Consider the following 21,106-nt stretch of genomic DNA (forward strand, 5'->3'; position numbering starts at 1 on the left):
ATGACAAGCAACAACACAACACAAAGTACAAAAGATGTTTCATCTGAAGCTTTAGATTGGGCTTTAATTCAAAAGGATATGAAAAATAAGCTAGGTAGCGATATATATGAAAGCTGGCTTAGAAAGATAGACTTTGTTGAAGAGATGAATAGCTATGTCTTACTTTCGGTTTCTACTAGATTTATTCGAGACTGGATTACTTCAAGATATTTAGACCAAATTTTGCAAATAGTAAAAACGTATAAGAAAGATTTAACAAGAATAGAGTTTAAGATTATTGAAAAAAATTCTGAAAATGAGATAGAAAATAATTTTACTAAAAATGAAAATAATGAAAACGTATCATTCATTAAAGATACATACTTACAATATAACAGAATAGACCCAAATAAAAGATTTGATAATTTTATAACAGGAACAAGTAATAAACTTGCCTATGAAGCATCCATGAAAGTTTCAGAAAATATTTCTCATTATAATCCACTTTATATTTATGGAGGAGTTGGAATGGGAAAAACACATTTATTAAATTCAATTGGTCTTTCATTAAAAGAAAAAAACAAAGTTATGTTTATTTCTGCTGAGAGATTTATGTATCAGTTTGTAAAATCAATCAAATCTAATGATATGGTGAAGTTTAAAGAGTATTTTAGAAATACTGACATATTATTGATAGACGATATTCAATTCATGAATGGTAAAGAAGCAATGCAAGAAGAGTTTTTTCATACGTTTAATGCACTATTAGATAAAGGCTCACAAGTTATAATCTCTGCCGATAGAGCTCCGAACAAATTATCAAGAATCCAAGATAGAATTAAATCAAGATTTGCTGGAGGTCTTGTTGTGGATATACAAAAACCTGACTATGAACTTAGAAGTAAAATTGTTAAACAAAAAACAGAGGAACTAAACATTTTTTACTCAAATCAAGTAAATATTTCAGAAGAAATACAAAAGTTTATAAGCACAGAAATAACCACAAGTATTAGAGAGTTAGTAGGAGCAATTAATAGAGTTGTTTCTTTTTCAAGAATTTACAACAAAGTTTCAAATTTATCAGAGGTTAAAGTAGTTTTAAAAGATCTATTAAATATTGGAGAAAACAAAGTAACAATAGATTTAATACAATCAACCGTATGTAAGTTCTTCAAAATTAGTAAAAGTGAGATGCTTTCTTCAAGAAGATCTAGATATCTTGTAAGACCAAGACAAACAGCAATATATTTAACAAAAATTTTGACATCTAAGTCATTACCTGAAATTGGAAGAGAATTTTCTAATAGAGATCATACAACAATCATTCATTCAGTTAAAACCATTGAAAAATTGAAAGAAAAAGATCCAGAAATGACAAACAATATTAATAATCTAAAAAATCAGATATTGTATAATAAAGAAAATGAAATTTAACGTTAATCAACAAGATCTGCAACAAGCACTTAATTATTGCCAAGGCGTAATTGAAAAAAGAAGCACACTCCCTATTTTGTCAAATGTTTTATTAAATGCGAGTAATTCTAACCTAACAATTACAGCAACAGATTTAGATTTAATATTTATTCATCAAATTAACAATGTAGAAGTTATAGAAGAAGGAAACACAACTACCACGTCATCTATTATGTATGACATCATAAGAAAATTTTCGTCAGGAAAAAAAATTAATTTATCTTTAACAGACGTTAGCAAACTTCAAGTTGAGTCTGAAAAGTCTGTTTTTAATTTAAATTGTATTAGTGCATCTGAGTTTCCACTAACAGATGAAAACTTTAATCAAAATGAATTTTCTATAAAATCAAAACAATTATTGAAATTATTGAATAAATGTAAATTTTCAGTTTCAAATGATGAAACAAGACACTATTTAAGTGGAATTTTTTTTCATCAAACACAAACTGAAGATAAAAATTTTTTAACAGCAGCAGCTACAGACAGTCATAGAATGTCTATTTCAAAAATAAGATTAGACCAGCAAGTAGATTTTGAACCAATAATACTTCCTAAAAAAACAATTTTTCAACTATGCTCATTGTTAGAAAGTTATGATGGTGATGTTAAAATTTCAAATATTAAATCTAAAATAAAATTTGAATTAAATAATAGTATATTAATATCTAAGTTAATTGATGGAAAATTTCCAAATTATATTCAGGTAATACCTAAGAATAATCAAAAGAAGTTAGAAATAGATTTAAAATTATTTTTAGACTCTGTTGATCGAGTTGCTTCAGTTTCATTAGATAAAAAAGATGGAGTTAAATTTAGTTTGTCAAAAGACGTTTTAAACTTATCAGTTAACAACACAAATAGTGGTGATGGAAAAGAAAGTTTAACTGTAAAGTTTGATCATGATCTAGAAATAAGTTTTAATTCTAGATATTTAATTGATGTAGCAGCACAACTTGATGGAGATAAGATTGAAATTTTTTTCAATGATACTGGGTCTCCGGCATTAATTAAAGATCCAGGCGATTTTGACAGTATATTTGTTGTAATGCCTATGAAAGGCTAGCTTAAAGTATCAAGTTCAGTGTAAATAGTTTTTTCCAATTCTTTTGTAAAAATTTCCTTGCTTAGTCCAGGTTCAATAGGTTTTAAAATTGAAACAGTTAGAGTGGTATTAATTTTTTTCCAACCATGTTTTGGCCAGGTATTACCAGAATTGATTGCGATTGGTTGGCATGGAATATTTAATTCTTCATAAATTCTACCAGATCCTTTTTTAAAAGGAGTTCTATCTTCTGCAGAAAGCCTTGTTCCTTGTGGAAAAATTATTAAAGGTCTTTCAGATAATTTCACTTGTTTAGAAATATCATCGAAAAAACCTAAGTTTTCTTTAGAAATTTTATTTCTTTTAATTGAAATTGACCCTATTTTTTTTAAATACCAGCCAAATATAGGAATCATTAGCAATTCTTTTTTTAAAATAAAAACAGGAGAATTAAAGATAGTTTGTAAAAAAAAAGTTTCAAACATTGACTGGTGTGAAGCAGCTATAAAAAATTTTTTTCCTCTAATTATGTTTTCCCTACCTTTAATGATTATCTTTGTTGATAAAAATATTTTTAAACATAAAGAAGTCCAAAAGCCCATAATTTTTCCACCAAATAAAACTATTTTTTTTGGTAGTAAAATTGCTGGCAAGAAAATTATGGAAATTAAAACTATTCCTAAGAAAAAAAATAATGAAAATAAAAAATTTCTTATCATATTAATCAAAAACTAAATCAAATCTTTTAGTTTTTGTCTTTTTTTAATAATATTAATCTTTGATCCTTTAATTATTAATTCTGCTGGCTTTGGTCTTACATTGTAATTTGAGCTTAGTGACATTCCATAAGCTCCAACATCACACATTATCACAAGATCTTTTTCTTTTAATTTCTGAAAACCTTTTATAGTTGTAAATTTGTCTGTACTTTCACAAATTGGTCCTACAAATTCATAAGTTTTGTTTGAAATTCTATTATTTTTTACTACAGGTATAGTTTGGTGATTTGCACCATATAATGCAGGTCTCATAAGATCATTCATTGCAGCATCTAATATGATGAAATCTTTTTTAGTATTTTCTTTTATATAAATAACTTGAGAAATTAAAAATCCAATATTACCAACTATAGATCGACCAGGTTCAAATATTATTTTTGTTTTTTGGCCCTTTAAAAATTTTTGTATAGCAATGTTATATTTTTGATAGTTAAGTTTTTTACTATTTTTCTCATAAGAAATACCCATGCCCCCACCTAGATCAATAAATTCAAAGATATGACCACTTTTTTTTATTATTTTATTCACTACATTGAGCATTTTTTCATATGGTTTGTGATCTAAAATTTGACTACCAATATGAACACTTAAGCATTTAAGGTTAATATTTTTAGAATGATTTGTAAAATTTACTAATTCAAAAAAAGTTTTTTCATCTACACCAAATTTATTTTCTTTTTTTCCAGTTGAAATTTGTTTTAATGTCTTAGCATCTGTATTGGGATTAAGTCTAATACCTATATTAACTATTTTTTTTTTTGATTTTGCAATTTTTTCAATTTCAATAATTTCACTTTTAGACTCAGCATTTATTAATAAAATTTTTTTATCAATTGCATAACTTATTTCTTTTGAAGTTTTACCCACGCCCGAAAAAACAATTTTTTTTGGGTCTATACCTGCTTTTAGAGCCATCATTAACTCACCCATTGAAACAACATCAGCACCTAGCCCTAATTTTCTAATTTCTCTTATCAGATTTACATTAGTATTGGATTTGACAGCAAAACAAATCAATGGAGAAAAAGAGCTAAAATTTTTTTTAAAATTTTTTATATTTTCTGTTAGCCGTTTGTGTGAATAACAATAAGTTGGTGTACCAAACTTTTTTGCTATTTTTTGAACATTAACTTTTTCAATTGTTAAGTTTTTATTTATATATTTCATCAATCTACTGACTTTGGAAAAACCATTTCATTCCCCTCATATTGAGGATCTCCTTTTTTTCCACATGAAAACAAGAAAGAACAAATTATAAAAATTAAAATTAGTTTTTTTATCATTTTACATCTTTTTATATTTCATTATCATTTTTTTGATATTATCAAAAGACGTTCCACCATAAGATTTTTTAGAGTTAACAGAGTTTTTCACATTAAATATCTTTAAAACTTCAATTGTGAGCCTTGGTTCAATTTTCTTTAGTTCGTCAATATTTAATTCATTCAATTTTTTCTTTTTTTTCTCTGCATAATTCACAATAGAAGCTGTAGTTTGATACGCTTTTCTAAATGGCATTGAATGATTTTTAACAAGATAGTCAGCTAAGTCAGTAGCTGTAATATAGCCTGAGTTAGCAAGGTCTAACATTTGTTGTTTATTAGGCTTTAGATTTTTTAAAACCTCATTAAGAATAGCAATACTATTATTGAGGATTTCATTAGATTTGAAGAGTATTTCTTTGTCATCTTGAAGATCTTTAAAATAAGATATGGGAAGTCCTTTAAGAATTGTCAGCATTGAAAATAAATTTCCATAAACCATTCCAGTTTTCCCTCTTAAGTATTCTAACAAATCGGGATTCTTCTTTTGAGGCATTATCGAAGAACCAGTTACCACTTTATCTGAAAGTGCAATTAAGTTGAATCCATCAGAGTTCCAAATAATAAGCTCTTCAGCAATTCTTGAAATATGCATTGAACAAACAGAAGCGCTATATAAAAAATCTAGAACAAAATCTCTATCTGCAACAGTATCAATTGAATTATTTGTTGGTCTTTTAAAGCCTAGTTTTTTTGAAGTAAAATTTCTGTCAATATTAAAAGAAGTACCTGTTAAAGCAGCAACACCCAAAGGATTTTCTGATAAACTTTCTAAATTATAGGTAAATCTTTTTTTGTCCCTATTAAACATTTCTACATAAGACATTAAATAATGCGCAAAAGATACAGCTTGTGCATTTTTTAAATGAGTAAACCCAGGCATTATGGTTTCAATATTTTTTTCTGAAATTTTGAGAATGGTTTTAATAATATTGTCTAAATTCTTATTAATTTCTTTAGTTGCTGAAGTCGTCCACATTTTAAAATCAGTAATTACCTGATCATTTCTAGATCTAGCCGTGTGAACATATCCAGCCTCTTCTCCTATAATTTGAAATAATCTTTTTTCAATATTCATATGAATATCTTCATATTTTTTATTATATTCAAATTTATTTTTTAAAATTTCTTTCTCAATTTTATTAAGTCCAAAAATTATCTTATTCTTAATTTTAAAAGAAATAATTTTTTGTCTAAATAACATCTCAACATGTGCGATTGATCCTAAAATATCTTCTTGAAAAAGCTTTTTATCAATATCTATTGAATTACCAACTTTTTGGAACAAAGTTGAGGCATCTTTCTTTATTCTTGATCCCCATATTGCCATATTGTTTTTATTTTTTACCATGATAATTAATTATACATATTTAGCATGAAATTATTATTAATATTTATCTACCTAATAACTAGCAACATTAGTTATGCACTAGAAAAACCTAATATAAAAAATTTAGTTTTATCAAAAAATACAAAAATATATGAGGGAGTAGTTTTTAAAGACTCAAATAATTATGATGTAAATTTAGATGATTTTAAAGGAAAATTGTTAATATTGAATTTTTGGGCTACTTGGTGTGCTCCTTGCAGAGAGGAGATGCCATCTCTAGATGACTTACAGTCAAATAGTAATTTTGATAACTTAAAAATTTTTCCTATTAATATTGGCCAGGAAAATTTCTCTAAATCAGATTCTTTTTTTAGAGAACTAAATATTCAAAATCTAGAGATATATTTTGATGCGCCAATTACTTTGGCTAAAAAATTTTCTTTAAGGGGAGTTCCTACAACTATTTTATTTAATAAAAAAGGTGAAGAGTTTGGGCGTATTATGGGATCTATTGATTTTAATAATTTGGATTTTATTAATTGGCTAAAACAATACGATTAATCTTTAAAGAAATAAGCAAAACTAACCAATGCTACTATAGCAATGAATTGCAGCAACACTCTTAGCTGCATCAGTTTATTCGAATATTTTTTGCTAGTTTCGCCACCTTTGAACAAAGTTCCAATTCCTAAGATCAAGACGACTGCTACAACTATTAAAAGCACAATACCTAAAATTTTAACTAATGTTCCTGTTATCATGAAACTATTGTAGAATAATTTTTAATAAAAAAAACATAATAAAAACATCTATGACACTTTGTCTATCAACTACAATTATTAAGCCAGAAAAAGATATGCCAATTAAAAATGCTATTATTTTACTGCACGGTTATGGGGGTGATGGGAAAGACATAAGTATGTTGACCTTAAATTGGAAAAGATTTTTGCCTAATACTATTTTTTTATGTCCAGATGGTCATGAAGAATGTAAAATTAACCCAGCAGGTTTTCAATGGTTTGATTTAACTAAAGATGATCCAAGTTATATTCTAGAAGAATCTAAAAAAGCAGAAAATAAACTCCAAAAATATATTGAAGAAGTTAAAAGTGAATATAATCTTAATAATTCTCAAATTTGCTTATCAGGATTTAGTCAAGGATGCATGATGTCTATTAATTTAGGTTTAACTAGCAATCAAAATTATAATTGTATTGTTGGTTTTTCTGGTAAGATAATTAATCAAGATGATCTTAGTATGAGAAAATCTTCTTCTACTAAAATGCTATTGATACATGGTGATCAAGACGCAGTTGTGTCACCAACATTTTTATTAGAGGCAAAAGATTTCCTAATTAGAAATAATATTGAAATTGAAACCAAAATGATAAAGAATTGTGAACATCATATTCCTATTGAGGCATCAAGCGCGGCTTTAAATTATATTAAAAATAACTTTCAAATATAATTAAATTCTATTTATTGATAAATTATTTTTTTTCAGTTAGAGTTTTTTATAATGATTTTTAACGATCAGAATTTGTCTTTAGAAAAATGTCCTGCGCTAGTGTTAAATGCAGATTATAGGCCTTTAAGTTATTATCCATTGTCTTTATGGAGCTGGCAAGATTCTATAAAATCTGTTTTTTTGGATAGAGTTGTTATAGTTAGTAATTATGACAGAGTTATTAGGAGCCCATCGTTTAATATGAGATTACCAAGTGTTATTGCATTAAAAAGTTTTATAAAACCACAGTCTAATCCTAGCTTCACAAGATTTAATGTTTTTTTAAGAGATAAATTTTCATGTCAATACTGTGGAAGTGGTGAAGATCTTACTTTTGATCATTTACTTCCAAGATCCAAAGGTGGACAAACCAACTGGGATAATGTTGTAACTGCTTGTTCTTCATGCAATGTAAAAAAAGGTGGAAGGTTATTAAAAAATTTGGATATGAGCTTAAATCAAAAGCCATATCAGCCATCTACAGAAGACCTACATAAAAATGGTAAAAATTTCCCACCAAATTTCCTACACAAGAGCTGGATGGATTATTTGTATTGGGATGTTGAGTTAGAAGCTTAATTAAATTTTCTCAGAAATATTAATAGCAATTTTTGATCCAGTTTTAATTAATTTATCCAGAATAGAATACATTCCTTTTTTAGTTGCACCTTCTTTATAGGCTATATCTTTATGATGCAGCTCATCTTCTCTAAATTTAATTATTTTTTCTTTTAATTTTTTCTCATCGTTTTCTAACTCATTAATTTGATTTAGATAATGTTCGTCAATTACTTCTTCCACTGAGGCAGTGCATAGCATAGCAGCTTTTTTCCCCAGCATTGTTGAGCCAAAACCAAGTCCTACACCAAGCAAATCCCATAAAGGTAAAAACTTTGTAGGTTTTATATTTCTTTTTTTAATTTCATTTTCAAAATATTCACAGTGTTCTTTTTCGTGAATTTTCATTTCTTCAATTTTCTTTTTAAGGTTTTCATCTTTAACAAATGTATTTAGAGCTAGTAATTGGCCTTCATAAATCTTTATTGCACCTCGTTCACCTGCGTGATCAACTCGAATAAATTCTTTTACTTTTTCTTTATTTGTTTTTTTCATAAGTTAAGAAAAGTTTTATAGTTATAGTTGTGATTATTAAAGAGATAAAAATATTTATTGTAGCAAGAGATAATCCTAAAATTTTAAACGTTGCATCTTTACAGCTAACTGTAACCTCTTTTAGCTGATTTAGAAGAGCTTCTTTAGTCAAATCTGCATTATTAGAATTTAGGTCACAAACTAAAGACTCTTTTATAAAGCCTTGCTCTATTCCAAAATGATAAAACGAAATAGAGAATGCTATAATAAATGTAATACTTAAAATTATTAAAAAAAATCTTTCAAACTTTTGAATAAAAATAAAAAGTAAAATTATAACTATTGAAACAACATAAGGTATTCTTTCAATTAAACAAAGATTGCACGGTTGATGACCCAAAATATGTTCAATAAAATAGGCTGTTAAAAGAGCAAAAATACTGAATAACAATATAAGATGAAGTGTAGTTTTTCGTTTAATCATGTTTGTGTTATTTAATTGCAAAATATATTAGGGTAAAAATTAATACAATTATAATACCTAAAATTGTAAACCATTTTGCAGCATCAGTTTTCATAAACTTGCTAAAAATATCACCAAATTTATATGATAGGTATGAGACGATAAAAAATCTCAACCCTCTAGAAAATAGACAAATAATGAAAAATATAGGCAAATTAAAACCAATCATACCACTTGTTATTGTGAATACTTTAAAGGGCAAAGGCGTAAACCCAGCAAGAAATAATGTAGCAAGCCACACATAAAGACCACTTCCCTCAGATAAGCTATTTTTAAGATTAATTACCTTTTCTTCATAATTATAAAATTCTACTACAATCATTCCAAGATCAAAAAAATAAGATCCAATGAAATATCCAAGGATACCTCCAAGTGAAGAAAACAAAGTAGCTATTAAAAAAATTTTTAAATAATCATTTTTTTTTGCAATAACCATTGGAGCAATCATAACGTCAGGTGGGATTGGAAAAAAAGAACTTTCAGTAAAAGATAAAATTGCAAGATAAGTATTTGACTTCTTGTGGGCAGCAAGTTTTAAAGTTTTTTGATATAATTCATTAAGCATTTTTTTGTTTTTAATATAAATTATGTTCTTATACTATTTAATTTTATAGTTATAATAAGGAAAACAAAGGGCGAGTGGCGGAACTGGTAGACGCGCACGACTCAAAATCGTGTTTCGCAAGAAGTGAGAGTTCGATTCTCTCTTCGCCCACCAATATATTATGGAAATAAACAAAATTAATAATTTATTAGAACTATTTTATAAACAGTATCTTACACAAGATAAAACAAGTGTGTTTTTACAATCCTTAAAAGAAGTTGAAAAAAAATATTCTTGGGAAGATGTATATTCAAATGTCATTAAACTTTCTGAGGAAATATCAAGGTATATAAAAAAAGGTGATAGATGCTTGTTAATATCAGAAAATAGACCAGAGTGGATGATATCAGATTTATCTATTATGCTTTCGGAGGGCATAACAGTTCCGGCTTATACAACTTATGTAGAAAGAGACTATGAGTATATAATTGATGATTGCACTCCGACTGTTTTAATCATTTCTAATAAGACACAGTATTTAAAAGTAAAAAATATTATACCTAAAAAAAAATTTATAAAAAAAATTATTTTTTTTGATGTAATTGAAGAATTTGACCAAGAACTTCATGTAAGTATTAATCAAATTTTTGCTAATAAAAACTTTAATTCCTTAAATTTTTCTGAATTAAAAATTCAAAGAAAAGATATTGCTTGTATAATTTATACATCTGGTACCCAGGGAAATCCAAAAGGAGTTGTATTAAGCCATGGTGGAATTTTAAACAATTGTGAGGGAGCCCTTGGTTTATTAAAAGAGTTTGTCTCAAAAAAACCTAAATTTTTGACATGGCTACCCCTTTCTCATTCATATGAACATACAGTCCAATTTGTTCAAATAGTCGTGGGAGCACAGGTATTCTATGCTGAGAGTATAGAAAAACTTATAAAAAATATGGAAAATTGTTCACCTGAGATAATGACAGCAGTTCCTAGATTTTATCAAAATTTACATCAAAAAATAAATACTAATTTTAGTAAAGCTACAGGAATAAAAAAATTCTTAATCAATCAAACCATCAAACTTGGAAATAAGAAATTAAATAGAGTGCAATTTTCATTAATAGAAAGTTTAATAAATTTTGTTTGTGATCTTTTAGTACGAAAGAAAATCAAAGAACAATTTGGTGGAAATCTAAAGGCATTTATTTCAGGAGGAGGAGCGTTAGACAAAGAAGTGGGTTGCTTTTTAAATGCAATTGGTCTCCCAACGTTACAAGGGTACGGATTAACCGAAACATCTCCTGTAGTAAGCTGTAATTCTATTAATGAAATTAGGGTAGAAACTGTGGGCAAACCATTTAGAGGAAATTTAGTTAAAATTGCAAATGATGGTGAGATTCTGGTTAAAGGAGAAAATGTGATGTTGGGTTACTGGAATAATGAAGAAGAAACAAATAAAGTTTTAAAGAATGGATGGTTATCTACAGGTGACATTGGAGAGTTTGATGGCGAGTTTTTAAAAATAACAGATAGAAAAAAAGATATAATTATAACTCCAGGTGGAGATAATATTTCTCCAATCAAAATAGAGAGTGATTTAAATAAATCTAATTACATAGAGCAAAGTTTAGTTTATGGTGACAACAAACCTTATCTAGTTTGTTTAATTGTTTTAAGCTCAGAATATAAAAATATAAAGAATGAAGAAATTAAAATAGAAATAGAAAAAATAAATAAAAATTTAAGTAAAATAGAAAAAATAAAAAAGTTTTTTGTAATTAAAAATCAATTTACAATTGAAAACAATATGATGACCCCTACTTTAAAATTAAAAAGATATAAAATTATAAAAACTTATCAAAATGAGTTAGAAAAACTTTTTAATTAATTTTTATAAAAGACATTATAAGTCGCATAAACGTTAATGTTTTTTACATAACAAAAATTTTAAATAAAAATTTTTTTTAAAAAATAAATTTATAATTTGCCAATTAATTAATGAATTGACATCACTTGTATAAAAAAATAAAAATAAGTTAACAACGAATCACTTTGATTCGTTTAACTTAAACAGGGAGCTAAAGATGGCTACAAAGAAAAAAGCTAAAAAAGCTAAAAAGAAGACTAAGAAAAAAGCTAAAAAAGCTAAAAAAGCGAAGAAAAGAAAAAGATAGTATCTTAGACTTTTCAAAAAACGCTTCTCATAACGTTATGTGTGAGAGGCGTTTTTTTTTGCCCTAATTTTTAATCCTCAGTATCGGTAATTGGCTCTGAGTCTGTGTCAGATTCTGTGATAGGTTCTTTAATCTTAGTTGGTGCAGCCACAGCTTTTGCTTGGCCCTCCAAATTTCTCTTTAAAGCCTTATCTAATTTTTTCTGGGTATCTTCTAATGATACACCCATCACTATTTGAAATTCAGATAAAATTCTTTCATAAGCTTTTTCAAACAACTGTCTTTCACTGTATGATTGATCAACCATTAAGTCGTCACCTTTATTTAAATCTCTAACAACTTCTGCAAGCTCATAGATTTTGCCTGAAGAAATTTTTGCTTCATATTCCTGTGCTCTTCTACTCCACATAGATCTTTTAATTTTTGGCTTGCTTTTTAAAATAGATATACATTTATTGACCTGATTTATTGTTGCAAGAGGTCTAAGATGAGATTGCTTATTTACAGGAACCATACCATTGGCTTTGTCTTTTTCAAATTTAAGAACATAAGTTTCAACATCAATTCCACCAATGTTAATTTTTTTAAACTCTGTAATTTGGCCAACGCCATGTTTTGGATAAACAACGTAATCTTTAACTTTATATTCTCTTTTTTCTGTTTCTTGTTTTTTTACCTTTTTAATTTCAGGCTTAACTTCATTACTTTTTGAAATTCTTAAATTATCAGTTTTAATTTCTACTTTTTCTGGAACAGCTTTTTTAGAGACTGTTTTTAAATTTTTTTTAATTTTAGTTGGAGTTGCTTTTATTGTTTTAGTTTTTTTTACTGGAATTTTTTTTTTTACAACTTTAGCTTTAGGAAGCGTAGGCTTTTTTGCTACCTTTGCTTTAGTTTTTTTTTTTACTTTTTTCTCAGGAGTTTTTTTAAAGATTTTCGCTAAAATATTTGTCGTACTTGTTTTCTTCATTTTTATATTTTTCATTATCCTCTGGAGGATCTTTTTTAATAGTTATATTTGGCCAAATTTCAGAATACTTTGTATTTAGTTCAAGCCATTTTTCGCTCCCAGACTCAGTATCTGCTACTATCGCATCTACTGGACATTCTGGCTCGCAAACGCCACAATCTATACACTCCTCCGGTTTAATTACAAGCATATTTTTGCCTTCATAAAAGCAATCAACAGGACAGACTTCAACGCAGTCCATTAGTTTACACTTAATACATTTATCATTTACAACGTATGTCATTTTCCCAATTCACTTTTTACTTTTAACTTCAAGTCTCCCATTGTCTTGGCATCCACATATAGTAAACCTGAGAGTCTTCTCATTAAGTTTGTTTCATAAATGTCAGCACTATCGTTTGAATAGATTATTTTCCATAATGACTCAATTATTTTAATTTTATCAGAATCTGGAACATTTTTTACTTCTCTTGTAAAATCTAATATTTGATTTGAGTTATCTTCAACAATTATTGCTTCAGACATAATTTTATCTATCTCAGAGACCGGTGCGCCTAAATCAATAAGCGTTTCTTTAATAATATCTTCTTCTTTTTTTTCATAAGCCTCATCTATTTTTGCTGCATGAATTAGCAAGGCAGCAATTTTAGAATAAGAGTTATCCTGAGGTTCATTTTTTTCTTTATTTTTAAAAAAGCTAATCATTAATTCAAATTTAAGTTTTTCAATACTTTAAATGGGCTGTTTGAAGTATCTATTTTTTTAAAAGTTTTTTTAATTTGTTTTTTTGGATTATATCTAAAATACATATCATTGTCTTTTTCTAAAGTTTTATAATTCATTTTTTCAATCAATTTCTTAAAGTTATCTTTACTACATCCTAATAAATTAAGCATCTCTGGTACTAGTTTAATTTCTTTATCCTTTTCGGGGCTAGCGTTAATAATTAGCATAAATAATCTCTCTAAGATGTCAATTCTAACAAAATAATTATCAAAATTTTCAAATCCACATAAAAGCATAAATTTTTTATTTCTTTTATTTTTGTCATCTAAAAAATTTAAACCAAACGTAGGTGGCGTCAACTCAAAATACTTTTGGTTAAAATTTTTCCATAATAAAGTTCTTAAAGAAACTGCTTCAGGTTTTAATAGTTTGAATAAAAAAATATGATAACGCCCAAACTTCACCCCTAAGTCTCTTAAAATTTTTCTTTCATCTTGCCCAAGTTTTTTTAAGTATTCGGTAACCATTTCTCTTTTAACTACACCATTGCTTTCATACAATTGATAAGCTAAAGCTTTAATGGATGAGTTACTTTCTTTTAAATTTCTTAGATCAATTAAACTTTTTAGTATTAAATTAATTTTTTCATTAACCCATTTTTCAATAAATTCTGATAATTTTTGTTTGTCATTATTTTCTAAAAGATCATCTACTATTAAAAGTATATCTGGATTTAAATAATCTTTTCCGGTTACTAATTTTGCAATAGGAAAATTTTTCCAATAGATTTTAAAATCATCTTTTAATTCAATTAGACCTGTTTCTATGATTAACTGAACTCTTTTTTGAAGCTCGGGCCCCACAGTCTGTCTTGCTGCCTTTTTCAATGATTTAATGTCAGTTTCTAAAGCCCCAACTTTTAAGTCCATTTCAAATTTTAGACCTTTTAAATCACCAATAAACTGCTCATCAATTATTACTTTGTCGTTTTCCATTATTTCAGTTTTAAAATCCATATCTTGGTTTAAGCCTCTTGCAAGTACGCTGGCTCGTTTATCAATAAATGTTTTTGTAAGTTCTTCATGTAGTCTATCTGATAATCTATCTTCTAATAGTTTTGTTTTCTCTATCCAATAATCTTGGTTTTCAACCCAATTAATTTTATTGGAAACATAAGACCAAGTTCTAACATTTGCAATTCTATTTGACAAAGAATCTACATTTCCTTCTAATTTATCTAATTTCATCAACTGTAATCTCATATAATCATTGGTAATTTTACCATAATTACTATTTAAAAAATTGAATACCTTGCCAACAACTTCAATATGATTTCCATATGTTTTTTTCACAAAGTCTGGAATTTGACAACACTCCCAAAGTAATTCAAGTGTTTCTCTGTTGTTTTCAATTTTGTTACCTTCCATATCTTTTAAAAAATATTTTAATACTTTTTCATCTCCGCACTCGTGTATTTTCCTTAACCAATCTTTATTGGGTTTTTCTTCAAGTGATTTAATTAAACTTAAAGCGTTATTAAAATTTAAATTAGAATTTCTCCAAAATAACATTCTAATTTCTTCAAATTTATGATTTTCAAGTAATTCTACTTCCTCAGCTGAAATATCTTTGCAGTCTCCAGTCACTCCAAAACTACCATCATTTAAATATCTGCCTGCTCTTCCAGCAATTTGCCCAATCTCAGACATATTAAGACGTCTTAATTTTTTACCATCAAATTTTTTAAGGTTTGAAAAATATACATTTTCTAAATCCATATTAATTCCCATACCAATTGCATCTGTAGCAACTAGGAAATCAACATCCCCTGATTGATATAATTCAACCTGCGCATTTCTGGTTTTTGGACTTAGAGAGCCCATAACAATAGCTGCTCCACCTTTTTGTCTACGTACAAGTTCAGCAATTGCATAAACTTCTTCAGTTGAAAAAGCTATTATTGCAGTTTTTCTATTTATTCTTGATATTTTTTTATGCCCTACATAAGTAAGTTTTGAAAGTCTTTCTCTATTTATAAACTCAGTGTCTTCATTCAATTTATTAACTATATTTTTAATAGTGCTAGATCCCATAAACATCGTTAGTTTTTCGCCACGAAGATTTAACAATCTATCAGTAAAAATATGACCTCTCTCATGATCTGCACACATTTGTATTTCATCAATACCCACAAAATCTAAATGCTTATTGATTGGCATCGATTCTACTGTGCAAAGAAAATATTTTGCATTAGGAGGAATTATTTTTTCTTCACCCGTGATTAATGCAACTTTATCAGAGCTTATTTTTTTTATAATTTTGTCATATACCTCTCTTGCAAGTAAACGTAATGGAAACCCAATCATTCCCGAATCAAAAGAAAGCATTGTTTCTATTGCAAGATAGGTTTTGCCGGTATTTGTTGGACCAAGAACAGCTGTAATTTTATTTTTAGACATTTCTATTGATGGTACCTTAAATTTTTACTCCACCATATATTGTTGTCCATAAAGAACAAAAATAGGTTAAAACATGACCGAATCATTAGAGAAAAGTTCTCATTTTAAAGTTTATAAAATTATTAAAAATTAACCACCTGGACCTAAGTTAGAAGATTTTATTTTTAAAATTTTCCATATACCTGAAGCAGAGGTTATAATTTTATTGTTACATTTTAGTTCACAAAACAAAAATACTAGTGAATTTGTTTTTTTTAAAATTCTTGTAAAACCGGTGATTTCATCTCCCACTTTAGATGCACCAATAAATTTTAAGTCTAATGAAATAGTAACACAAGGTGCATTTCCAGATGCTCTATGTGCAGCAGTCCCTGCTCCCGCATCAATTAAGGCTGATAAATAACCACCATGAGTTATCCCAGCAGCATTTAAATGATTTTCATTAATTGTAGTTTTAAATTCATATTCTGTTTCAGAAATAGTTCTAAATAAAACACCACCATTGTGTTTCATAAAACCAGGCTTAATACTTATTTGCTCAAATTCATTACTCATAATTTTTATAATATGAAGGTTAAAATTAATAAGATTATAAAAACAATTATAAAAAAATATATAACTGATTTTTGTAGAGATGATTTTAGTAGCCAATCTAACATTTTTTTATTTATCCTTTTTGGTGGACCGCCCAGAACTCGAATCTGGAATCTCCCGGTTCGTAGCCGAGCGCCTTATCCAATTTGGCCAGCGGTCCTTAATTAAATAATTTACTCGGTATATCAAAGTTTTTAATGTAATTTAACTTATAAAATATTATGTTGTATTAGCAATGACCAAAAAACTAGATGATGTAGTTATTACAGCTGCATTAAGAACACCTATAGGCACATATAAAGGATCCTTAAAAGGTTTGAGTGCTGATAAATTAGGTGCATTAGCTATTAAAGAAGCTGTCTATAAATCAAAATTAAAATCAGACGATATTGATGAGGTGATTATGGGACATGTTTTGACTTCTGGATTAGGGCAAAACCCAGCAAGACAAGCTTCTATTCATGCTGGAATTCCAGTTTCAAAACCTGCACATATAATCAATCAAGTATGTGGATCTGGATTAAGATCTGTAATTTCAGGATATCAGTCTATTAAACTAGGTGAAAATAAAATTATAGTTGCTGGTGGACAAGAAAATATGTCTAGAGCACCACATGCTATATTTTATCGAAAAGATAAAAAACTAGATGAAAATAAGTTAGTAGATACGATGATCAATGATGGATTAATAGACTCATTTAACAATTATCACATGGGAATAACTGCTGAAAATGTTGCAGAAAAATATAAAATTTCTAGAGATGAACAAGATTTATTTGCATTAAATTCTCAAGAAAAAACTCAAAAAGCTACAAATGAAAATAGATTCAAAAATGAGCTGATCAAATTAAAGATTGATACAGATAATAAAAATTTTCTTTTTGAAAAAGATGAACATCCAAGAAGCAATTTAAATTTAGAAGATCTAAAAAAACTAAAAACTGTTTTCAAAGAAAATGGAACAGTCACCGCAGGAAATTCATCAGGAATCAATGATGGTGCGGCAGCAACTATATTAATGTCTAGAGATGAAGCAGAACATAGAGATATAGAGCCTTTAGCTAAAGTAGTCTCTTGGGCAGCTTGTGGTGTTGAACCCTCGTTGATGGGGTTAGGTCCAATTCAGGCTGTTAATATAGCTTTAGAAAAAGCTGAATGGAGGAGAGAAGATGTCGATTTATTTGAAATAAATGAAGCATTTGCAGCTCAAAGTATTGCTGTAATTAGAGATCTTAAAATTCCAAAAGAGATTGTAAATGTTAATGGTGGGGCAATTGCATTAGGACATCCAATTGGAGCTTCAGGAACCAGAATTTTAGTAACCCTTATCCATGAGATGATTAGACGAAATAAAAGCAAAGGTTGTGCCACCCTCTGTATTGGTGGTGGAATGGGAATAGCCATGTGCATTGAGAGAAATTAACTTCTTATTTATTTGTTAATTTTAAAGTTTTTTGTTCAATAAAAATACAGGTTTGCACAAAAAGGCTTATTATTGTGCTAAAATAACATGAGATATAGTTTTTTTTAAGTGTATAAATCGATTTAAAATAATGAGTGAAAAATTACTTGTTCCGGACATTGGTGAATTTGAAAAAGTTGAGGTCATTGAACTTTTAGTAAAAGTTGGAGATCAAATAAACTTAAATGATCCTGTTGTTACCATTGAGAGTGACAAATCTAGTGTTGAAATTCCATCAACAGTTTTTGGCAAGATAGAATCTGTAAATATTAAAGTGGGTGATAAAGTTTCTAAAGGAGACGTATTATTAAGTATTGAGTCTTCAAAAGAAAGCCCTTCAGAAAAGCCAATTCCTAAAGATACAGAAAGTATTATTAAACAAGCAGAATCTGTTTTAAAGAATGAAAAAAAAGAAGAAGCTATTCAAAAAAGTCCAGCCCCAGAAAAAAAACAAACAATAATTCAAGTTACAAATGAAAATGATATTGATCCATTAGAGACACAAGATTGGTTAGAGTCTTTATCTGCAGTTGTTGAAAAAGATGGAAATCAAAGAGCTCATTTTTTGATAAAAGAATTAATCAACAAAGCATATCAAGAAGGTGCAAATATTCCTTATACACAACACACTCCTTATATAAATACAATCCCACCAGAGGCAGAAGTCAAGTCCAATGGAGATCAGAACATTGAAAGAAGAATTAGATCTTTAATTAGATGGAATGCAGCAGCCATGGTTGTGAGAGCAAATAAAAAATTTCCTGAATTAGGTGGTCATATAGGAACATTCGCATCTGCAGCAACACTTTATGATGTAGGAATGAATCATTTTTGGAGAGCTAAAAATAATAAATTTGGTGGTGATTTAGTTTATTTTCAAGGTCATAGTGCACCAGGCATCTATGCTAGAGCATTTTTAGAAGGCAGATTAAATGAAAAACAATTAGATAGTTTTAGACAAGAAGTAAAACCAGGGGGACTTTCTTCATATCCACACCCTTGGTTGATGCCAAAGTTTTGGCAGTTTCCAACTGTGTCAATGGGATTAGGACCTATGCTTGCAATTTACCAGGCAAGATATATGAAATATTTAATTAATAGAGGATTAATTAAAGATGAAGGTAGAAAAGTTTGGGCATTTCTTGGTGATGGAGAAATGGATGAGCCTGAGTCTTTAGGTGCTATAGGGTTAGCTTCTAGGGAAAAACTGGATAATTTAATATTTGTTATAAACTGTAATCTTCAAAGATTAGATGGACCTGTTAGAGGTAATGGAAAAATTATTCAAGAGCTAGAAGGAAGTTTTAGAGGAGCTGGTTGGAATGTAATTAAAGTAATTTGGGGTTCTTACTGGGACTCACTGATTGCTAATGATAAAACAGGTCATTTAGTTAAAGCTATGAACGAAACTGTTGATGGTGAGTATCAAGCAATGAAGGCTAGAGATGGAGCTTACGTTAGAGAAAAATTTTTTGGAAAATATCCAGAGACACAAGAGCTAGTTTCTAGTTTGTCAGATAAAGATATTTGGAGATTGAATAGAGGTGGTCATGATCCTCATAAAGTTTATGCAGCATATGATCAGGCATCAAAAAATCAAGGCAGCCCAACGGTTATAATCGCTAAAACCATTAAAGGTTATGGCATGGGAAAAACAGGCGAAAGTGTTAACACAACTCATCAAACTAAGAAATTAGACGTAGACGATTTATTATATTATAGAGATCGTTTTGATGTGCCCTTGACTGACGATCAAGTAAAAAATGTAGAGTATTTTAAGCCAGACGAAAAATCTCCTGAAATTAAATACATCAAAGAAAGAAGAATGAACCTTGGGGGTTCTTTGCCAGAGAGAACAACTTACGCAAAGCCAATTAAAGCACCAGCAAAAGATATTTTTGATTTTATGAAAGTATCAACAGGTGAAAAAGAAATGTCTACAACCATGGCATTAGTTAGAATGTTTACAAATTTGCTAAGAGACAAGAATGTTTCACCGAGGTTAGTCCCAATTATTCCTGATGAAGCAAGAACTTTTGGCATGGAAGGATTTTTTCAAAAAATAGGAATATATGCGCATGAAGGTCAAAAATATGAACCTGAAGATTCTGCGCAGTTAAGTTCTTATAGAGAAGATAAAAGTGGACAAGTATTAGAGGAAGGAATTAATGAAGCTGGAGCAATGTCATCATGGATTGCAGCTGCAACAGCTTACACGAATCATGATATTGAAATGATTCCAATTTATATTTTTTACTCAATGTTTGGTTTTCAAAGAATAGGAGATCTTGCATGGGCTGCTGGAGATAGTCAGGCCAGAGGTTTTTTAATTGGAGCAACAGCTGGAAGAACTACTTTGGCTGGTGAAGGATTACAACACCAAGATGGACATAGTCACTTGATAGCTTCAACGATACCAAATTGTGTAACATATGACCCAACTTTTCATTATGAGTTAGCTGTTATTTTTAGAGAAGGCTTGAGAAGAATGCATGAAAAAAATGAAAATGTTTTTTATTATATCACAACCATGAATGAAAACTATTCACATCCAGGAATGCCAAAAGATAAAAATTGTGAAGAAGGAATTCTTAAAGGAATGTACAAGATTAAAGAATTTAATAGATATGGAAAAACAAAAATTCAACTCTTAGGCTCAGGTACAATATTGAGAGAAATGATGTCTGCAGCAGAAATTCTTCAAAATGAATATCAGATAGATAGTGAAATTTGGAGTGTTACTAGCTTTAATGAGTTGAGAAAAGATGGTATGGAAGTTGAAAGATATAATCTCTTAAACCCTGATAAAGAACAAAAAGTTTCATTTGTAGAGCAGTGTTTAGGAAAAACTGAAGGACCGATTATGGCAGCCTCAGATTATATGAGAATGAATTCTGATCAAATTAGACCTTATACTAATAAAAGTTTTTATTCTTTAGGGACAGATGGTTATGGAAGAAGTGACACTAGAAAAAACCTTAGAAAATTTTTTGAAGTTGATAAAGAGCATATTGTTGCCTATGGACTGAGTGTGTTAGCAAAAGAGCAACTGATAGCTTCTAAATACGCTAAAGAAGCCATAAAGAAGTATAATATTGATGGCAGCAAACCAATGCCAACAAAACTATAA

The 21,106-nt window shown here is 28.6% G+C and carries 20 protein-coding genes and 2 tRNA genes; 9 read left to right on the forward strand and 13 right to left on the reverse strand.

All coding sequences use genetic code 11. The features are described from left to right. Both dnaA and dnaN read left to right on the forward strand, forming a co-directional pair. Positions 1–1,413, forward strand: coding sequence for a chromosomal replication initiator protein DnaA (dnaA, locus tag AC5SL9_RS00005; RefSeq protein ID WP_494574065.1), 1,413 nt, complete (start codon positions 1–3; stop codon positions 1,411–1,413). Further along, positions 1,403–2,515, forward strand: coding sequence for a DNA polymerase III subunit beta (gene dnaN, locus AC5SL9_RS00010; protein ID WP_020169004.1), 1,113 nt, complete (start codon positions 1,403–1,405; stop codon positions 2,513–2,515). The genes dnaA and dnaN overlap by 11 nt, the downstream gene beginning before the upstream one ends. Here the strand turns inward: dnaN and AC5SL9_RS00015 are convergent. The 3 genes from AC5SL9_RS00015 to argH form a co-directional block, all read right to left on the reverse strand. Continuing rightward, positions 2,512–3,213, reverse strand: coding sequence for a lysophospholipid acyltransferase family protein (locus AC5SL9_RS00015; protein WP_011281690.1), 702 nt, complete (start codon positions 3,211–3,213; stop codon positions 2,512–2,514). The two genes, dnaN and AC5SL9_RS00015, sit on opposite strands and share 4 nt — an antisense overlap. A gap of 12 nt (positions 3,214–3,225) precedes the next feature. After that, entirely contained in the window at positions 3,226–4,440 is a 1,215-nt protein-coding gene (gene lysA, locus AC5SL9_RS00020) for a diaminopimelate decarboxylase (RefSeq protein ID WP_020169006.1), read from the reverse strand. 117 nt (positions 4,441–4,557) lie between these two features. Further along, the gene (gene argH / locus AC5SL9_RS00025; RefSeq protein ID WP_020169007.1) at positions 4,558–5,946 is read right to left on the reverse strand and encodes an argininosuccinate lyase; all 1,389 of its coding nucleotides are present in this window, start codon (positions 5,944–5,946) and stop codon (positions 4,558–4,560) included. Between the two features lie 24 nt (positions 5,947–5,970). On the opposite strand from argH, the gene AC5SL9_RS00030 reads away from it, so the two are divergent. After that, positions 5,971–6,486, forward strand: a complete 516-nt coding sequence (locus AC5SL9_RS00030) for a TlpA family protein disulfide reductase (protein WP_006997492.1) — start codon at positions 5,971–5,973, stop codon at positions 6,484–6,486. Here the strand turns inward: AC5SL9_RS00030 and AC5SL9_RS00035 are convergent. Continuing rightward, positions 6,483–6,686 carry a twin transmembrane helix small protein gene (locus AC5SL9_RS00035; protein ID WP_018413748.1) on the reverse strand — a complete coding sequence of 68 codons (204 nt, stop codon included), beginning with the start codon at positions 6,684–6,686 and terminating at the stop codon, positions 6,483–6,485. The two genes, AC5SL9_RS00030 and AC5SL9_RS00035, sit on opposite strands and share 4 nt — an antisense overlap. 50 nt (positions 6,687–6,736) lie before the next feature. Here AC5SL9_RS00035 and AC5SL9_RS00040 point away from each other — a divergent pair, with 50 nt between their 5' ends. Together AC5SL9_RS00040 and AC5SL9_RS00045 are read left to right on the forward strand one after the other, a co-directional pair. Beyond that, positions 6,737–7,393, forward strand: coding sequence for an alpha/beta hydrolase (locus tag AC5SL9_RS00040; RefSeq protein WP_494574066.1), 657 nt, complete (start codon positions 6,737–6,739; stop codon positions 7,391–7,393). A gap of 51 nt (positions 7,394–7,444) precedes the next feature. After that, positions 7,445–8,011, forward strand: a complete 567-nt coding sequence (locus AC5SL9_RS00045) for an HNH endonuclease (RefSeq protein ID WP_006997489.1) — start codon at positions 7,445–7,447, stop codon at positions 8,009–8,011. Here the strand turns inward: AC5SL9_RS00045 and AC5SL9_RS00050 are convergent, their stop codons facing one another. Genes AC5SL9_RS00050 through AC5SL9_RS00060 form a run of 3 tightly spaced genes read right to left on the reverse strand, consistent with a single transcriptional unit; the run spans position 8,012 to position 9,612 of the window. Beyond that, positions 8,012–8,545, reverse strand: a complete 534-nt coding sequence (locus AC5SL9_RS00050; protein ID WP_006997488.1) for a demethoxyubiquinone hydroxylase family protein — start codon at positions 8,543–8,545, stop codon at positions 8,012–8,014. Continuing rightward, positions 8,529–9,008, reverse strand: coding sequence for a disulfide bond formation protein B (locus AC5SL9_RS00055; RefSeq protein WP_006997487.1), 480 nt, complete (start codon positions 9,006–9,008; stop codon positions 8,529–8,531). Before AC5SL9_RS00055 ends, AC5SL9_RS00050 begins: the two co-directional genes overlap by 17 nt. Positions 9,009–9,015: 7 nt before the next feature. Then, positions 9,016–9,612, reverse strand: a complete 597-nt coding sequence (locus AC5SL9_RS00060; protein ID WP_006997486.1) for a YqaA family protein — start codon at positions 9,610–9,612, stop codon at positions 9,016–9,018. Between the two features lie 68 nt (positions 9,613–9,680). Here AC5SL9_RS00060 and AC5SL9_RS00065 point away from each other — a divergent pair. Then, positions 9,681–9,765 (forward strand) — tRNA-Leu (locus tag AC5SL9_RS00065). A 7-nt stretch (positions 9,766–9,772) separates the two neighbouring features. Beyond that, positions 9,773–11,479 carry an AMP-dependent synthetase/ligase gene (locus tag AC5SL9_RS00070; protein WP_041185772.1) on the forward strand — a complete coding sequence of 569 codons (1,707 nt, stop codon included), beginning with the start codon at positions 9,773–9,775 and terminating at the stop codon, positions 11,477–11,479. 356 nt (positions 11,480–11,835) lie between these two features. Here the strand turns inward: AC5SL9_RS00070 and AC5SL9_RS00075 are convergent, their stop codons facing one another. The 6 genes from AC5SL9_RS00075 to AC5SL9_RS00100 form a co-directional block, all read right to left on the reverse strand. Then, a complete protein-coding gene (locus AC5SL9_RS00075; protein ID WP_006997483.1) occupies positions 11,836–12,750 on the reverse strand; it encodes a CarD family transcriptional regulator in 915 nt (304 codons plus the stop codon). Then, on the reverse strand, positions 12,692–13,018 hold the full coding sequence (fdxA, locus tag AC5SL9_RS00080) for a ferredoxin FdxA (protein WP_006997482.1): 327 nt from the start codon (positions 13,016–13,018) through the stop codon (positions 12,692–12,694). The genes AC5SL9_RS00075 and fdxA overlap by 59 nt, the downstream gene beginning before the upstream one ends. After that, positions 13,015–13,440 carry a tellurite resistance TerB family protein gene (locus AC5SL9_RS00085; RefSeq protein WP_006997481.1) on the reverse strand — a complete coding sequence of 142 codons (426 nt, stop codon included), beginning with the start codon at positions 13,438–13,440 and terminating at the stop codon, positions 13,015–13,017. The genes fdxA and AC5SL9_RS00085 overlap by 4 nt, the downstream gene beginning before the upstream one ends. After that, the gene (locus tag AC5SL9_RS00090; RefSeq protein WP_018413755.1) at positions 13,440–15,920 is read right to left on the reverse strand and encodes a helicase-related protein; all 2,481 of its coding nucleotides are present in this window, start codon (positions 15,918–15,920) and stop codon (positions 13,440–13,442) included. The genes AC5SL9_RS00085 and AC5SL9_RS00090 overlap by 1 nt, the downstream gene beginning before the upstream one ends. A 129-nt stretch (positions 15,921–16,049) precedes the next feature. Further along, the gene (locus AC5SL9_RS00095) at positions 16,050–16,475 is read right to left on the reverse strand and encodes a PaaI family thioesterase (protein ID WP_026225041.1); all 426 of its coding nucleotides are present in this window, start codon (positions 16,473–16,475) and stop codon (positions 16,050–16,052) included. A gap of 122 nt (positions 16,476–16,597) precedes the next feature. Continuing rightward, a tRNA-Arg gene (locus AC5SL9_RS00100) sits at positions 16,598–16,674 on the reverse strand. A 75-nt stretch (positions 16,675–16,749) separates the two neighbouring features. On the opposite strand from AC5SL9_RS00100, the gene AC5SL9_RS00105 reads away from it, so the two are divergent. Together AC5SL9_RS00105 and aceE are read left to right on the forward strand one after the other, a co-directional pair. Next, entirely contained in the window at positions 16,750–17,937 is a 1,188-nt protein-coding gene (locus AC5SL9_RS00105; protein WP_494574067.1) for an acetyl-CoA C-acetyltransferase, read from the forward strand. 130 nt (positions 17,938–18,067) lie between these two features. Then, positions 18,068–21,106, forward strand: coding sequence for a pyruvate dehydrogenase (acetyl-transferring), homodimeric type (aceE, locus tag AC5SL9_RS00110; RefSeq protein WP_494574068.1), 3,039 nt, complete (start codon positions 18,068–18,070; stop codon positions 21,104–21,106).

It is taken from the genome of Candidatus Pelagibacter sp. PS_37 (assembly GCF_059417825.1).

Bases quoted from the DNA above. Each gene is read 5' to 3' on its own strand.
- dnaA (WP_494574065.1), top strand. From the start codon at position 1: ATGACAAGCAACAACACAACACAAAGTACAAAAGATGTTTCATCTGAA.
- dnaN (WP_020169004.1), top strand. From the start codon at position 1,403: ATGAAATTTAACGTTAATCAACAAGATCTGCAACAAGCACTTAATTAT.
- AC5SL9_RS00015 (WP_011281690.1), bottom strand. From the start codon at position 3,213: ATGATAAGAAATTTTTTATTTTCATTATTTTTTTTCTTAGGAATAGTT.
- lysA (WP_020169006.1), bottom strand. From the start codon at position 4,440: ATGAAATATATAAATAAAAACTTAACAATTGAAAAAGTTAATGTTCAA.
- argH (WP_020169007.1), bottom strand. From the start codon at position 5,946: ATGGTAAAAAATAAAAACAATATGGCAATATGGGGATCAAGAATAAAG.
- AC5SL9_RS00030 (WP_006997492.1), top strand. From the start codon at position 5,971: ATGAAATTATTATTAATATTTATCTACCTAATAACTAGCAACATTAGT.
- AC5SL9_RS00035 (WP_018413748.1), bottom strand. From the start codon at position 6,686: ATGATAACAGGAACATTAGTTAAAATTTTAGGTATTGTGCTTTTAATA.
- AC5SL9_RS00040 (WP_494574066.1), top strand. From the start codon at position 6,737: ATGACACTTTGTCTATCAACTACAATTATTAAGCCAGAAAAAGATATG.
- AC5SL9_RS00045 (WP_006997489.1), top strand. From the start codon at position 7,445: ATGATTTTTAACGATCAGAATTTGTCTTTAGAAAAATGTCCTGCGCTA.
- AC5SL9_RS00050 (WP_006997488.1), bottom strand. From the start codon at position 8,545: ATGAAAAAAACAAATAAAGAAAAAGTAAAAGAATTTATTCGAGTTGAT.
- AC5SL9_RS00055 (WP_006997487.1), bottom strand. From the start codon at position 9,008: ATGATTAAACGAAAAACTACACTTCATCTTATATTGTTATTCAGTATT.
- AC5SL9_RS00060 (WP_006997486.1), bottom strand. From the start codon at position 9,612: ATGCTTAATGAATTATATCAAAAAACTTTAAAACTTGCTGCCCACAAG.
- AC5SL9_RS00070 (WP_041185772.1), top strand. From the start codon at position 9,773: ATGGAAATAAACAAAATTAATAATTTATTAGAACTATTTTATAAACAG.
- AC5SL9_RS00075 (WP_006997483.1), bottom strand. From the start codon at position 12,750: ATGAAAAATATAAAAATGAAGAAAACAAGTACGACAAATATTTTAGCG.
- fdxA (WP_006997482.1), bottom strand. From the start codon at position 13,018: ATGACATACGTTGTAAATGATAAATGTATTAAGTGTAAACTAATGGAC.
- AC5SL9_RS00085 (WP_006997481.1), bottom strand. From the start codon at position 13,440: ATGATTAGCTTTTTTAAAAATAAAGAAAAAAATGAACCTCAGGATAAC.
- AC5SL9_RS00090 (WP_018413755.1), bottom strand. From the start codon at position 15,920: ATGTCTAAAAATAAAATTACAGCTGTTCTTGGTCCAACAAATACCGGC.
- AC5SL9_RS00095 (WP_026225041.1), bottom strand. From the start codon at position 16,475: ATGAGTAATGAATTTGAGCAAATAAGTATTAAGCCTGGTTTTATGAAA.
- AC5SL9_RS00105 (WP_494574067.1), top strand. From the start codon at position 16,750: ATGACCAAAAAACTAGATGATGTAGTTATTACAGCTGCATTAAGAACA.
- aceE (WP_494574068.1), top strand. From the start codon at position 18,068: ATGAGTGAAAAATTACTTGTTCCGGACATTGGTGAATTTGAAAAAGTT.